Raw genomic sequence first — 15878 nt, 5'->3', positions numbered from 1 at the left:
ACTATGATATCTAACTTCCATCTCCTTATATGAAAAAGTGGTTGCAATCGCACGCAAAAAAGCGTGAAAAGTGGTTGCAACCGGGTAGCAACGATTTCAATTTATACCCTTTTAACTCCCTTTTAGAAAACAAGAAACCCAGTAACTAGGCTAGTTACTGGGCTTTCATTTTGTATTGAATTATTCTGCTGTGAATGGCAACAACGCGATTGCACGAGCACGTTTAATTGCAAGTGTTAATTTACGTTGATGTTTAGCACAAACACCAGAAATACGACGTGGAAGAATTTTGCCACGTTCAGTCGTGAAACGACGAAGTTTAGCAATATCTTTATAGTCGATTTGATCAGCATGGTCAACACAGAAGTTACATACTTTTCTTCTTGGTTTTCTGCCTCTATCTCTTCTCATTGAGAAACCTCCTTTGATATAGTTGTGGAGTTCTTAGCTTAGAACGGAATTTCTTCACCTGCGCCTGCACCGGAACCTGCACCAAAATCATCAAAATTGGATGCACCACCGTCAAAAGCATCAAATGATTGCGTATCTAAGGCTTGTCCCACGAAATTAGCAACTACTTCGGTTACATATCGTTTTGTACCATCTTGTGCTTCGTAAGAACGAGTCGCAATACGACCTTCTACAAAACAACGGCTACCTTTACGCAAGTTTCCCGCAGCTTCTCCTAATTTTCCCCAAGCTACACAATTTACAAACGCTGTTTGTTCCTTAGTCTCGCCATTTTGATCCACATATGTATTGGATGCAGCTACTGTGAAAGTAGCGACAGCACGACCAGTTTTTGTGTAACGCACCTCAGGGTCACGAGCTAAATTTCCTAAAAGTTGTACAGAATTCATATTCTTAACCTCCTCAGGCTATTATTGTTCGTGTTTTACAATCAGGTGTCTAAGAACGTTATCGTCGATTTTAAGTACGCGGTCGATTTCTTTGATTTCGCCAGGAGCTGCTTCAAAGTTAATCAATACGTATACGCCATCAGTATGTTTGTTTACTGCATACGCTAAACGGCGTTTACCCCAAACGTCAACTTTCTCAACTGTACCGCCAACACGAGCAATTAAAGCTTCAATTTTGTCAAAAGTAGCTTTGTTTGTCTCTTCATCAGCCGGTTTCACAATCACCATGACTTCGTATTTGTTCATACAAAATCACCTCCTCTTTCGGACTAACGCCCCTATCTCACATAGGGGTAGGAAGATGCTTACCATCAATAAGCTTTACTATTGTACACTATTCCTCTTAGAATTGCAAGGAAAACATAAAAATAGACACAGCTCCAAAGGAGCCATGTCTATCTTATTATACTACAAATCGTCTGCGCTAGATTAAGCTTCTGCTTGTTTTGTTAATTTAGCATAACTTTCCGCTTCTACTTCTTCTTGTGTTCTATAATCTTGTGGTAACGTGGATAAGCGAATCCAGCTACGAATCGCTTCTACTAATACAACAAGAATCATAATAAACATAGCCACAGAGAAGGCAACCAAAGTCCATTTACCAGCTGGAACGTAGTTGTAGAATACGTTTTCATAGTCGGCACCAACTGCCACAATAGCCATAAGGATTGTTGGAACACCGGTTACCCAAGCGTATCGTTTTTTACCTAGACGCATAATAATCGTCGTACTTACTGCCAATGTCATCGTACCTAATAACTGGTTAGATACACCGAATAATGGCCAAATCGTACCGATATTACCTTGCAATACTAAGTATCCCCACATGATACAAATTAAGGCAGCACAACCATATACGCCAGGAGCCCAATGTTGGTCATTAAATTTAGGCCAGTATAAGCCAAGCAATTCTTGTAATAAATAACGCCCTACACGAGTACCTGCATCAATCAATGTCATGATGAATAAAGCTTCAAACATAATACAGAAATGATACCAATATCCCAATAAATGATCCATATTAGGAAGGCGAGAGAAGATATGAGCCATACCAACTGCCAACGATACAGCACCACCTGGACGATGCATTAGGTCTTCTCCAACGAGTGCAGATAATGCTGGCAATTCATGAACATGAAGTCCTAGTGCTTTAAAAGATTCTGCAGTGGAGTTAATCGCAAAATAATCATCTGGATGCAACGCTGTTGCTGCAATCATAGCCATCATGGAAATGAAAGATTCTGTTAACATACCGCCGTAACCGATAGGTAATACTTCTCTTTCGTTTGTTAACATTTTTGGTGTTGTACCTGTAGCGATAACTGTATGGAAACCAGATAAAGCGCCGCAAGCGATAGTAATAAAGATATATGGGAATACAGATCCTTTCAACACTGGACCACCACCCCAAATATACTCTGTTACAGCAGGCATTTGGATTTCAGGCATAACGATTAAAATACCAAGTGCTAAGGCTCCAATAGTACCAATTTTTAGGTATGTGGATAAGTAATCACGAGGAGCTAATAATAACCAAACTGGTAACGCTGCTGCAAAGAAACCATATACAGCTAGCATAATTTCAATAGTTTTTAAATCATAAATAAACCAAGATGCATATTCACTAGCCGCCACATTTGGACCATAAATAATCGCTGCAAAAATTAATGCAACCCCAATAATTGTAGCTTCTTGAATTTTTCCTGGGCGCAACCATTGTAAATAAATACCGATAAAAATAGCAATAGGAATTGTTGCAAATACAGAGAAAAATGCCCAAGCTGAATTATGAAGAGCATTCGCTACTACAACGGCCATACCTGCTAGTGTAATAACAAGCAAGAACAACGTAGCTAACATCGCACCTAAACCAGCAATTTTGCTAATTTCTTCACGAGTGATATCCGCAATGGATTTACCATCATAGCGAATCGACGCGAAGAGAATAACCATATCATGGACTGCACCGGCAAATACGGAACCGATTAAAATCCATAGAGTACCTGGTAAGTACCCGAACTGCGCTGCAATTACCGGACCTACCAAAGGACCTGCCCCTGCAATTGCTGCAAAGTGATGACCGAATGTGACCCATTTATTAGTAGGTACATAATCATGTCCATCATTATGAACCATAGCCGGCGTCATTCTATACTTGTCTAGAGTTAACACCTTTGCCGCTATGAATGCCCCATAAAAGCGATATCCTAACATTAAGATACACGCTGAGGCGATAACTAAATAAATACCATTCATGACCATACATACACCCCCTAAATAGTAGATGCGCCTTATTCCATAAACACTTGTTTACATCTAGACTGCATCCTATGATCTATGCTAAAAAGTAAATTGGTATTTCTGATTTAATTATAGTTGCAATTTTCGACAATGTCAATTTACTATTTCTCATAATAAAATATACACGTCCCACTTAAAATTCCCTTTATTTCCTAGGAGTATATACCAATATGAATGTTATTTATTCTCAATATTTCATGACCATATATAGGAGACAGAACCTATGATATTGTACTTCTAGTATAGTCATCCAAGAATTGTTGATACTCTTCTACTACAGAGATAAACGATTCCCGACCCATAGCTACATTCAAAGCATTTCTCCAACGTGCCGCTTCTGGTAAACCTTTAATATAGAAGCTAGCATGTGTGCGAATTTCTCGTGTGGCTAAATCCACACCTTTATAGTGACATAGCAGCTCATAATGACGTAATAACATAGCAATGCGTTCCACCCCCGATGGATTCGGATGGTAGTGTCCTGTTTCTAGATAGTCTTTAATTTGTTGAAACAACCACGGATTCCCTTGCGCCGCACGTCCTATGAGCATAGCATCACAACCGGTATATTCTAGCAGTGCTTTGGCGCTTTCAGGGGAATTGACGTCACCATTGCCAATGACAGGAATAGTAAGTGCCGTTTTCACCTCTTTAATATAATCCCAATTGGCTTTGCCACTGTACATCTGTTCACGAGTTCGACCATGAATAGCTACGGCAGAGACCCCTACAGATTCCATACGTCGTGCCATATCTACTACGTTGATGGATGTATCATCCCATCCCAAGCGCAATTTAACAGTCACTGGAATTTGTACCGCTTTTACGGCTGCTTCTACCACCTTCATCGCTAAATCTGGAGTTTTCATCAATGCAGATCCATCCCCAGAAGATACCACTTTTTTCACAGGGCAGCCCATATTAATGTCTACTATAGGGGCGCCTGCTTCCTCTACAACTTTTGCTCCAATCGCGATAGCTTCTGGGTCAGACCCAAATATCTGCATGGATACTGGCTGTTCTACCCCTTCCATATAGAGTAATTCTTTTGTATGTTCATTATTGTATTTAATTCCCATGGCACTGACCATTTCTGTACACACGAAAGAGGCCCCCATTTCTTTTGCTAATAAGCGATAGGACACATCGCTAAATCCAGCCATGGGCGCTAACCCAATGCGGCCAGGAATTGTGACATGTCCTATGTGCCAGGATTCATTATTGATTTCTTTCATAAATAAGTCGTAATCCTTCTAATGTCATCATTGAATCAATGTGGTCAATCACATCTGTTTCCGCACTAATGAGAGGTGCTAAACCACCTGTAGCCACCACTTTTGTATCCTCTGGCATTTCTCGTTTCATACGAGCCACAATGCCTTCCACTTGTCCAACATATCCAAATAATACACCTGCCTGCATAGCGCCAACTGTGTTGCGACCAATGACAGGACCAGGGTTTTTAATTTCAATTCTTGGTAATTTAGCCGTGCGACCAAACAAAGCTTCTGCAGAGATACCGATTCCTGGTGAAATGGCACCACCTAAGTATACACCGCCATCTAACACAGCAGAATATGTCGTAGCTGTACCAAAGTCGATAATAATTAAATTACCACCATATTTTTCATAAGCAGCCACTGCATCTACAATTAAATCCGCTCCTAGTTCACGTGGGTTTTCATATTTAATAGAAATCCCTGTTTTAATACCAGGCCCTACAAACAATGGTTTCTTATGGAAATAGCGCAAGCATACACGCTCTAACGTAGGGTTCAATGGAGGAACCACAGAGGAAATGATGACTGCCTCCACATTCTCTTTATTTACCTTAGGATCATGAAGAAATAGATTGCTCAACAACATACCATATTCATCGGTAGTTCTCCCACGATCAGTAGAAATACGCCAATGAGCCATAATTTCTTTGCCCTCATATACGCCCAATACGATATTCGTATTCCCTACGTCTACAACTAGTAACATCTTAATATCCTCCTCCAGTGGAGCGTATAGACACATCCCCTGCTATGATACGTTCCTCACGTCCATCCTCTAATTGAACGATCAGATTTCCATCTCTATCTAAATCTTTAGCATAGCCTATGTAATCTTTATCTGGGGCTTTTACCAATACCTCTTTATACAAGGTTACGCTATATTCTTTCCATTCTTCTAAGGTAGAATCAAACCCTTCTTGACACACCTTTTCATACTGTTCTTCTAAAGCTTTTAAAATCACCGCAAAGGCTTCTTTACGGTTCACCTCTATACCTGCTATCGCAAAGGACATAATTTTATCCTTTAAATCTTCGCTGACTTCCTCAATGGTAGTGTGTGTATTAATACCAATCCCTAGGACAATGTAGTTAATTTCTTCCATGGTACCATTCATCTCTGTTAGAATGCCTACCATTTTACGAGATCCTACTAATATATCATTAGGCCATTTAATGCCCGCTTCTGAAAGCCCCAACTCACGGAATGCTTTCACCAAGGCTACGCCTGCCATCAAGGTACATTTTGATGCTTCCATCGGTAAGAATTTAGGTCTTAATATTAAACTAAACCAAATTCCCTTTCCATAGGGAGAATACCAACCTCTAGATAAGCGCCCACGGCCGGAGGATTGCTCTTCTGCACACACTACGGTTCCCTCTGGAACTCCATCCATAGCTAATGCTTTAGCAATACTGTTTGTAGAGTCTAACCGTTCTTCATATACATAATAACGACCAAATGATTTTGTTTGCAGTACCCCTTCCATCTCTTCAGGACTAATCAGATTTGGCTCCGCCAACAACCGATACCCTTTTTTAGTGAAGGATTCAATCACATAGCCACGCTTGCGCAATACTTCTATATGCTTCCAAATCGCTGTGCGTGATACATGGCATGCTTCAGACATAGCTTGTCCTGACACAAATTGATCTCTGTTTGCTTTTAAAAAGTCAAGTATTTCATCTCTCACGGCTTGTCGCCTCCTTACCTTTAGCGAGGTTTACAATACGATTGTACAGAGGTCCTACATAAATTGCAAGTCTTTTCTATGTATTTCACCACTTAAAGCTATGCGAATTTGGTACAGCTAAACTATAGTCACTGTCTTACATTCTTAACAGATGCACAAAAGGTACCTTCCCCGTAGGGAAGATACCTTGGCTATAGTATCTCACAGATTATTCTTTTGATGTATCAATTTTATCTGGCATTACAATACCAGCCACTTCTAGAGGAGACTTTTTACTATTTTCTTCCTCTTCAGCTTTTGCCTGTGTCTCTTCTGGACTCATCAGAGTACCATAGCGATACAAGTTTTCTACTTGTTTTGCATCAATGGTTTCTTCTTCTAACAAAGCTTTCGCCATATTATGTAAGAAGTCAATATTTTCTGTTAACAAGTTCATTACATCACCGTATGCCTCTGCTACGATGCGATGCATTTCATTATCGATTTTCTCAGCTACTGCTTCGCCATAATTACGTTCAGAGCCTAAACTTTTTCCTAAGAAGACTTGCTCTTGGTGTTCACCAAATACCAATGGTCCTAGCTCATCACTCATACCTAAACGAGTAATCATTTCACGAGCAATGTTCGTCACCATTTGTAAATCTCCAGAAGCACCACTACTGATTTCTTTCAGTACTATGGCCTCTGCACAACGCCCCCCCAAAGCCACACGAATTTGTGCCAACAACTGGGAACGAGTCATATAGTTTTTCTCCTCTTGTGGAAGCATCATAGTGTAACCACCTGCACTACCACGAGGGATAATTGTTACCTTATGAACAGGATCTGCATTCGGCCACAAATGAGCCACTATGGCATGTCCAGATTCATGGTAAGCAGTCAATTCACGTTCTTTCTGACTGACCACATGACTTCTACGTTCAGGACCATAGCTTACTTTTTCACTAGCTTCTTCTAAGTCATGCATGGAAATCGATTTGCGATCTTGACGAGCTGCTAATAACGCTGCTTCATTTAATAAATTACTCAAATCAGCGCCAGTAAAGCCAGGTACTTTTTTCGCAATAGTTTTTAAATCCACATCTGGATCCAACGGTTTATTACGGGCATGGACTTGTAAAATCGCCTCACGACCACGAAGATCTGGACGACCTACAGTCACTTGACGGTCAAAACGGCCTGGTCGCAATAAAGCTGGATCTAGAATATCTGGTCGGTTCGTAGCGGCAATCGTAATAATTCCTTCATTGGCACCGAAACCATCCATTTCTACCAATAATTGGTTCAAGGTTTGTTCACGTTCATCATGACCGCCACCAAGACCTGCACCACGTTGACGACCTACCGCATCAATTTCATCGATGAAGATAATACAAGGTGCATTTTTCTTAGCTTGATTAAATAAATCACGCACACGAGAGGCACCGACACCAACGAACATTTCTACAAAGTCAGAACCACTAATAGTGAAGAATGGAACCCCTGCTTCCCCTGCTACCGCACGAGCTAATAAGGTTTTACCTGTACCTGGAGGGCCAAATAATAAAACCCCTTTTGGAATTTTAGCACCGATAGCATTAAATTTACCTGGATTACGCAAAAATTCAACTACTTCTTCCAATTCTTGTTTTGCTTCATCTGCACCAGCCACATCTTTAAATGTCACATTTACTTTGCCCTCTCCTTGCATTTTTGCACGAGATTTGCCAAAGTTCATAACACGACCAGATCCACCTTGTGTAGACTGCATCATAAAGAACCAGAATCCAATAATCAACACAATTGGTAACGCAGATGTTAATAAGCTTACCCACCAAGCTGGTTGCTCAGGAGGTTGCGCTGTCACATCGACGCCACCTTCGGATAGTTTTGCAAAAATACCTGCATCACTTGGTGCATAGGTAGCAAATTCTGTCCCAGATTTTAATTTACCTGTAATCGAATGATCCCCTGTAATTGTGACACTCTCTACATTTTTTCGTTGTACCTCTTGTAGGAACGATGTATATGTAATTTCTGATTTATTTTTAGTACCTTCAGAAAAAGAGTTAATCGCTGCCACTGCTGCGACAATTATCAACAAATAGAGGAGTACATTTTTTAAGCCTCGCTTCAAATTTTTCTCCTTTCTCATCTATAATCTAAATTGATACTTATTTATCATATCAAATTTTGTCGAATATATCAACGATTATTGATAGACTTCTTCTTTTAAAATGCCGATATAAGGCAGTTGACGATATTGTTCATCGTAATCTAGACCATACCCAATAACAAACTCATCAGGAATCACAAAGCCTTCATAGTCTACATGGACATCGACTTTACGACGTTCTGGTTTATTCAACAAGGAGCAAAGACGAACGCTTGCTGCCTTACGAGATTGTAAGTTTTCTAGTAAATACGACAGCGTTGTACCTGTATCTACAATATCTTCTACTACGATAACGTGTTTCCCTTCTACAGGACGATCTAAATCCTTTAGAATGCGCACCACGCCGCTGCTCACAGTGCTACTACCGTAACTGGAACAGGAAATAAAATCCATTTTTACATCGCCTTCAATATGGCGTGCTAAATCTGTAAAGAATACAATAGCCCCTTTTAATACACCTACTAGGACAATTTCTTTACCTTTATAATCTTCTGTAATTTGACGGCCTAATTCTGCCACTCGTTTTTGAATTTGTTCTTCTGAAAGCAATAATTCTTTCACTTCTGGTATCATAGTAACTCCTTATTAGTTAGGTCTATTTCTTTTCTATGTCACTACATAGAACAATCTTAATTGTATCATATGACGCCAAAACTTGCACCTGACGAAAACGAAATTCTTTTCCTTTTGGTCCTTTCACCAGTGAAAGTAAGCTATCCATTACCGTTTGGCTTAGCTGTTCTGGACGTACATAGGGCCCTAATATTCGTTTCCACAACCGGCCCACTAAGGCATCATGCTCACCCATTAACCCTCGTTTATCCAACACTATGCCATCTCCAGTATGACTGACATAGTCTGTTTCTAGCCTTGTCACCTCTTGCTCAAAATAAGACACATCGCATTGGGCTAAATGCCCCATACGACCTAGCGCCTGTATCACCTGCGGATACCGTTTTTTGCAAGTGGGCACTAACACGTGGCGAATCCAATTTCTATCATAGGTCGTATCAAGATTCGACGCATCTTCCCCATGAAAGCAGTGTAACCACTGGGCATAGTCTTGCAACACTTGTTTCTTCACCGTCAAACAAGGTCTCCAAATATCATCAGAGAACGTGCTCATTCCTTGCAAGCCCTCTAATCCAGATCCACGCAATAGATGTGCGAAAATGGTTTCCCCTTGATCATCTAAGTGATGAGCAGTCACAATATAGTCATATCCCTGTTCCTCAGCGATATCACGCAAATGAGCATACCGTAATGTACGTCCCATCATTTCAAAGGATACACCTTCTAAATCAGCCTTTGCCGATACATCTTCCACTGCTGTATAACAAGGCATGCCAAATTGCAATGCATACCATTCTACAAGCGCTACTTCTTCCGCTGCCTCAGGTCGTAACCCATGGTCTATGGTAAAGACACCAACATTTGTGAATCCCTCTAGATAGAAATAATGCAATAAGGCAATGGAATCCACCCCACCAGAGCAAGCTAACAATAAGGAAGTGTCCTTTGTAATCATATCACCCATGGATTTTGTCACAGCTTGTCGCAACTGCAACAGAGTAGACCACGTATCTCCATACAAAGTTTTCTCCTGGCTACGACTCATAGATATAGTACAGTGAAACATGCGTTGACGATACGTATGGTACTGATTAATACAGTCCTCTCTATACCATTTGTCCAACATATGGCGACTATTGTCTACTTGCTCTGCCAATTCTTCCATCGTCAACAACGGCACCACCATCTCCACATGTTTTCGTGTTTCATTCGCTTTTTCTACTTCAATAACAGTGTGAAAGTCTCCCTGACTTTCATAAGCATCTAACAAGCTATCCACCAAGGGTGCCCAAAAATAATAACTTTCTTTATCTTCCACCATATTGTGATTGCCACCCTTCTAACCCATCAGCTTCACTAACCACAATAGAACCAATTTGATACGTATCCATGAGGGACGTAATAATCTCCGCTCCCGGCACAATGATATCTACTCGACCTGGTTGTAAACCTTTCACCTGTAACCGTTCCTCACGGCTCATATAGCGAAGTTGTAGTAGCATGGCTTCAATGGTACCACGCTCCATACGATAACCCTGTATGCGTCTAGGATCGTAACTTTCCATTTTTAAATCCATAGCTGCCAGGGAGGTAGCAGTACCACCAATACCGATAAACTCTCCGAAGGGCCCTGCAATAGGTAATTCATCCCACATACGCACAGTTTCTTCCCATACACGTTGTGGACCCTCTGTCGACATCCCTTGCATACGCACCGCACCAGCAGGATACGATTTCGCAAAATACACATGATGTGCATCCCCCAAAGCAATTTCCGTGCTGCCCCCACCCACATCGATAGTAGCATAGTGAAAGTCTGGATTTTCATAAACCGTAGCTCCTTTAAATCCGTAAGTAGCCTCTTCTTCACCGCTTAGCACACGATACTCCATAGGACACACTTCCTTAGCTAGGTCTAAAAACTCCTTACCATTTCCTGATTCTCGGATAGCACTCGTAGCCAGACCGATACGAACCGTAGCACCATAAGCATCTAACGCCTCACGAATCTCTTGGAGTGCTTGTAGACCACGTTTCATAGCTTCCTCTGTTAATAAGCCATCACTATGTCGTTTTCCTAATTGTGTAGTCCATAATTGCTTTGGTTCATTCTGCCACTGCACTCCATCATAAGTACCCAACAGCACGCGAAATGAGTTCGACCCTAAATCTACAATTCCGATTCGACTACCTTGTTGTACTGTATATGATTCCATCTATATCACTCAACTTTCTATCCATGATTACACAAACCTTTATCCTCAGTTCCTCTATAGTACGCACAAAAAAAGTGATACTTTTGTATCACTTTCCCTTATCGAACATAGGGAACTTCCCCTGGTTTCACAAGACCTAGTTCTTCCCGTGCTACACCCTCGATATGTTTATCATCTTCTAATAATTTCTTTTGCTCTGATAAATTTTCATTTTCCTTTTTCAGTTCCTGTAATTGTTGTTCTAACTGCTGTTTTTCTTGATGCAAACTATAAATCGTATACACTTGCTGCGCTAATACAATTGCAAACAAGATGAATACACCATAGCGCACCTTTTTCCAAATACCACTCGCCTTAGCCCTAACAGGCCGTCTCGGTCTTTTAGTACCCTTCTCCATGGTCTTCACTCCCGATTTCTATCTACAACGTTTATCTAATCTTTAGTCTAGTTTTATATACACTTGTATTATAGCATATCTCCACAGTTCCGTGTAAACCTCATTCACAATAACGGCTCTATGCTACATGGTGACTCCACTCATACAAGTGTAATCTCTGGGTTGTAGGACAAAATGAGTTGATAGACTACTCCTAATCTTATATCAAAGAACCATAACGAACCACACACTCACAAAATACATGCACTAAAAAGCGACCCCCAAAGGAGGTCGCTCTTTATATGTGAATGTAAGGATTAATTATTCACCTTTGTAGTTCAATACTTTTTGAGTTACAGGTGTTGCATGTTTTTCGAAGTATTGAAGTGCTACTTCTGGGAACATAGCGTATGTTAATACATCTTCTTCTGTTACGCCAGTGAAACCTTTAGCTTCAAGATCAGCACGCATTTTTTCCATTTCTGGAGCTACGTCATCAGCTGGGCGATGAGTAATAGGAGTTTCGTCACCAATGATTAATTCTTTAATTTCTGGTTTTACAGCTGCTGGAAGTTGACCGTATTTACCACGAACTAAGTCTTTTACTTCAGCTGGTGTAGTGTTGTAACGAGGCAATCCTTGGGATTGGAACAACACGTTCATCATAGCCATTGTACCAACGATTTGAGATGTTGGAGTTACCAATGGAGGGAAGCCAAGATCTTCACGAACACGTGGCATTTCATCCATTACGTCGAAGAATTTATCAGCCATACCCATTTCTTTCAATTGGTTTTGAGTATTAGACAACATACCGCCAGGGATTTGGTAATGACGAACTTCTGGCAATACTTCATGAGCTGGAGTTAAGCCAAATTCATCAGCGATTTCTTTACGAACGCCACGGAAGTATGTAGCTAATTCACGCATTTTAGCAAGATCTAAACCAGTATCGTATGGAGTGTTTCTAAAGATTTCAACAATAGATTCAGTAGCTGGTTGGCTTGTTGCATGACCGAATGGGCTCAATGCAGTGTCGATGATATCAACACCAGCTTCTACTGCTTTTAGGTATGTAGCAGATGCTAAACCGCAAGTGAAATGGCTGTGTAAGTCGATATCGAATTTTTCGCCAAATTCTTTGCGTAAGTCTTTTACTAAGGATTCTGCATCGTATGGAGCTAACAATCCAGACATATCTTTGATGCAAAGGGAATCGATACCCATTTCTTTTAATTCACGAGCTACTTTTACGAAGCTTTCGTTAGTGTGTACAGGGCTGATTGTGTAAACCATAGTACCTTGTACATGAACGCCTGCTTTGTTACCAGCTTCGATAGCAGCACGCATGTTACGAGGGTCATTCAATGCGTCGAAAATACGGATGCGATCCATACCATTTTCTTTAGCTTTACGAACGAATGCTTCAACTACATCATCAGCATAATGTTTGTAGCCTAATAAGTTTTGACCACGAAGTAACATTTGCAATGGTGTGTTTTTCAAATTTGCTTTTAATGTACGAAGACGTTCCCATGGGTTTTCGTCTAAGAAACGGATACAGCTATCGAATGTAGCACCACCCCAGCATTCCAAAGCATCATAACCAATCTCATCCAATTGTTGTAATGCTGGAAGCATATGTTTCATACGCATACGTGTTGCCAAAATGGATTGATGACCATCACGAAGAACTGTTTCTACTAATCTTACTCTTTTTGCACTCATAATCCTTCTCCTTCACATTGACCCTTCTCTATCAAGACTCTACCACCTGATAGAAGGGGAATTATTAAATACATGAGTAACAGTTATCTCATGTATAATGTACATAACTATATTAGACTACTAAACGTGATATTTGTCAACCAAATGACATGCTTTTTAGTCATATGAATTTTATCGATGTACTACCATATATTTCCATTAGATTAGAGGGGTTTCAGTATTTGTAGTACCCTATGCATTATCAATGCATGAGGTTTACTTTACTTTTTTAGGCGCTGTTTCTAATACAATATGGTTGCCATTACGCTTAACCTGAATAGAAAAATCCTTTACGTCATCTTTGAAATAATCCATTTTTATCGCTAGTAACAGCTTACCAATTTCTGTTTTAATCCGCTCTGTTAAAAACTCTTGGTAAAAACCATCTTCCGTTTTTTGTTCTTTCGGCTTTCCTACTACTTTGTTAGCTACCTTTGCATCATCTTTCAACAGGGCCGTCTCAAATGTTTCTGTTTCCACAAAGCCTTTCATCATATCTGCGTCGCTTAATCCTTTTTGGATTTTAAACTTTGCCATATTTCCATTCCTCCCTTCCATATGCGCCACAAATTTGTTTCTATTATGACTAATTGTTATAGCTTTTTACAAAATACAGTGAATTATATTACTGCAAGTTATAAAATTTTTCTATATTTTTACTTCTTTTTTTCTGTAGGAGTACTATCTTTAGCAGATTCCTTGTCTTTCAGAATAGAATCTACCGTAATTTCTGTCAATTCAGTTGGATTGCTATAGGTGTAAACTTTATTGAATCCAACCCCCAATTTACCTTCATAGGCTTCTAAAGCACGATTTTTATCATCTACTTTTACAATGTAAATCAATTGTCCCTGAGTCACGCCAATTAGGCGGAATTTGCCTGGAGGATTGATGGCACGCCAGCCACCTTCTGTACCATTGAACATGAATACATCGCCAGTACGTACATTGTCATAGAAAAAGCGATCTTCATTGTAGAACATACCGATGCGTCCAATATCGGATGCTTGCATATACACCCGGCGAGTATCATAGTTCGCATCCGTACGGTATACGCGGTATGCACCATCTCCTACACGAACTTTCATATAGACTACATTCGTGGCTGCTGAATAGGCTACATCCGTAATGCGCGCTCCGTTAGGCACAGAATTAATAGTCGTATCAATTTCATGATCTGGTGCTTCTGGATCAATACGAGCTAACACCACATCATTGTGTTTACCACCAAATAACCCAACGATGGCTAAGTTACGATCTGACATCCATTCAAAATAAGATACTTCTCGCTCTTTTAAATCTAGTGTCACCGGTGCTTCTTTGCCAGCCGTATAAATATCTACCCGATTCTGTTCCACCACTGCCATGTATTTATGGTCGTGGGAATAATAGCGAGTCCCTTCTTTTACATCAGGAAAATTCTTATCTACTTCTTCCCCATTGGTGACCTGAAAGTTCGTGGTAGGCGCTAAGTATACTTGGTCTAAATAATAATAGACCCCACCTTGTAATACTAAGCCCAGCAAAAAGGCTGTGGTTACTTTTCCAAAGGTATTCATAGACTCTCCTATTTTACGATAAATACAGTAGGAATCATACGTTCCCCTAACAAATCTGCAGGTTTGTTCACAGTTTTACCATTATAATACAATGTAGTACTAGAACCACCATCTAAGTTAGCTGCAATGACAGCGCCTTCTTGATATAAAATATCTTGCACATCACGCAAAGTAGCCCCAGCAGAATAGGCTTGACGACCATCGATGACTAAGAATAGGACCGTACCATCTTTCTTTTGGGCAATGGCTGTTCTAGGTCCAATGCCCCAACCGCCATCACCATCGGTGATCATCTTCTTACCGTTCACGATAAGAGGCGGTCCAAAGGTTAAACCTTCTTTGGCGCCCATTTCTTTCAATTCCCGTTTGTTATAGGTGCCGGCAATCAAGTTACCTGACTTTGTAAAACCGATGAAATCTACATCTTCATCAGGTCCTACGTCTTTGCCGATTACATATTCACCATCATGCAAAATAAACCCATATGGAGAACGACCTGTACCGGTTCCATTTGGATCATGGAAACCACCGCCATTGATAGCCGCTACTGCTCCGTTAAGGCGCGCAATGTTACTAGTGGTTTCTCCTTTTTCATTCAGCTGTGGCGCTGTAGCCACTTGAATACGACGAGGATCTGGGATTTCTAGTAAAAAGCCCATATACCGATTGGATTCAATTTTGCGTAAATTCAAGGATGTATCTTCTTTCACATCAAACTTAAATAATTCTTGGTTTTCACCTGTACCTACAGTGCCTACAATTTTCTGAATTTCCTCAGGTGTATAGAGCCATGTAATATAATGCGGATGGCGAGACCGCAACACAGCCCCTACAACAGTACGTTTAATGTTATCAAAAGGCCCAAATAGCACTACAATAGGTGCTGTGATAGCCGTAAATATAAACATAAGAAGAATGAATTTTACCCATCCTTTTCTAAAAAAAGAACCCATATAGTATGCTCCTTTATCTACTCCTATTTTATACTGCAGATATACTGTTATAGTAATAACAACAGGCAGCTGCAACTAAGATAGGC

16 protein-coding genes are annotated in these 15878 nt (G+C 40.4%); all 16 read right to left on the bottom strand.

What is annotated here, in order from left to right; translation table 11 throughout:
* Window positions 1-180: 180 nt before the first annotated feature.
* The 16 genes from rpsR to EO117_RS02315 all read right to left on the bottom strand — a co-directional run bounded on the left by rpsR (window position 181) and on the right by EO117_RS02315 (window position 15792).
* Window positions 181-411: a 30S ribosomal protein S18 gene (gene rpsR / locus EO117_RS02390; protein ID WP_009353119.1), complete on the bottom strand. Its 231-nt coding sequence runs from the start codon at window positions 409-411 to the stop codon at window positions 181-183.
* Between the two features lie 38 nt (window positions 412-449).
* Complete coding sequence (locus EO117_RS02385) at window positions 450-860, bottom strand: single-stranded DNA-binding protein (RefSeq protein WP_009353084.1); 411 nt, start codon at window positions 858-860, stop codon at window positions 450-452.
* Window positions 861-881: 21 nt separating this feature from the next.
* Window positions 882-1166, bottom strand: coding sequence for a 30S ribosomal protein S6 (gene rpsF / locus EO117_RS02380; protein WP_126938917.1), 285 nt, complete (start codon window positions 1164-1166; stop codon window positions 882-884).
* 183 nt (window positions 1167-1349) lie between these two features.
* Window positions 1350-3182 (bottom strand): carbon starvation protein A, encoded by a 1833-nt coding sequence (locus EO117_RS02375; RefSeq protein WP_126938916.1) that lies wholly within the window; start codon window positions 3180-3182, stop codon window positions 1350-1352.
* Between the two features lie 260 nt (window positions 3183-3442).
* A complete protein-coding gene (dusB, locus tag EO117_RS02370; protein ID WP_126938915.1) occupies window positions 3443-4456 on the bottom strand; it encodes a tRNA dihydrouridine synthase DusB in 1014 nt (337 codons plus the stop codon).
* Window positions 4440-5207, bottom strand: coding sequence for a type III pantothenate kinase (locus EO117_RS02365; RefSeq protein WP_126938914.1), 768 nt, complete (start codon window positions 5205-5207; stop codon window positions 4440-4442). Before EO117_RS02365 ends, dusB begins: the two co-directional genes overlap by 17 nt.
* 1 nt (window position 5208) lies before the next feature.
* Window positions 5209-6192: a biotin--[acetyl-CoA-carboxylase] ligase gene (locus EO117_RS02360; protein WP_126938913.1), complete on the bottom strand. Its 984-nt coding sequence runs from the start codon at window positions 6190-6192 to the stop codon at window positions 5209-5211.
* A 208-nt stretch (window positions 6193-6400) separates the two neighbouring features.
* Complete coding sequence (gene ftsH, locus EO117_RS02355) at window positions 6401-8326, bottom strand: ATP-dependent zinc metalloprotease FtsH (RefSeq protein WP_126938912.1); 1926 nt, start codon at window positions 8324-8326, stop codon at window positions 6401-6403.
* Between the two features lie 57 nt (window positions 8327-8383).
* Window positions 8384-8920: a hypoxanthine phosphoribosyltransferase gene (hpt, locus tag EO117_RS02350; RefSeq protein ID WP_126938911.1), complete on the bottom strand. Its 537-nt coding sequence runs from the start codon at window positions 8918-8920 to the stop codon at window positions 8384-8386.
* 22 nt (window positions 8921-8942) lie between these two features.
* Window positions 8943-10241, bottom strand: a complete 1299-nt coding sequence (tilS, locus tag EO117_RS02345) for a tRNA lysidine(34) synthetase TilS (RefSeq protein WP_126938910.1) — start codon at window positions 10239-10241, stop codon at window positions 8943-8945.
* Window positions 10228-11136 (bottom strand): phosphatase, encoded by a 909-nt coding sequence (locus tag EO117_RS02340; protein WP_126938909.1) that lies wholly within the window; start codon window positions 11134-11136, stop codon window positions 10228-10230. Before EO117_RS02340 ends, tilS begins: the two co-directional genes overlap by 14 nt.
* 98 nt (window positions 11137-11234) lie before the next feature.
* Window positions 11235-11534: a septum formation initiator family protein gene (locus EO117_RS02335; RefSeq protein ID WP_126938908.1), complete on the bottom strand. Its 300-nt coding sequence runs from the start codon at window positions 11532-11534 to the stop codon at window positions 11235-11237.
* Between the two features lie 300 nt (window positions 11535-11834).
* Window positions 11835-13241: a pyruvate carboxylase subunit B gene (locus tag EO117_RS02330; RefSeq protein ID WP_126938907.1), complete on the bottom strand. Its 1407-nt coding sequence runs from the start codon at window positions 13239-13241 to the stop codon at window positions 11835-11837.
* 255 nt (window positions 13242-13496) lie between these two features.
* On the bottom strand, window positions 13497-13817 hold the full coding sequence (locus EO117_RS02325) for a hypothetical protein (protein WP_126938906.1): 321 nt from the start codon (window positions 13815-13817) through the stop codon (window positions 13497-13499).
* Between the two features lie 119 nt (window positions 13818-13936).
* The gene (locus EO117_RS02320) at window positions 13937-14839 is read right to left on the bottom strand and encodes a hypothetical protein (protein ID WP_126938905.1); all 903 of its coding nucleotides are present in this window, start codon (window positions 14837-14839) and stop codon (window positions 13937-13939) included.
* 8 nt (window positions 14840-14847) lie between these two features.
* The gene (locus tag EO117_RS02315) at window positions 14848-15792 is read right to left on the bottom strand and encodes a phosphodiester glycosidase family protein (RefSeq protein ID WP_126938904.1); all 945 of its coding nucleotides are present in this window, start codon (window positions 15790-15792) and stop codon (window positions 14848-14850) included.
* Window positions 15793-15878 lie beyond the last annotated feature (86 nt).

It is taken from the genome of Veillonella sp. VA142, assembly GCF_003992135.1.
Lineage (GTDB): Bacteria > Bacillota > Negativicutes > Veillonellales > Veillonellaceae > F0422.
The sequence above is the reverse complement of the archived record's forward strand: the minus strand, read 5'-3'. Positions and strand labels throughout refer to the sequence as shown.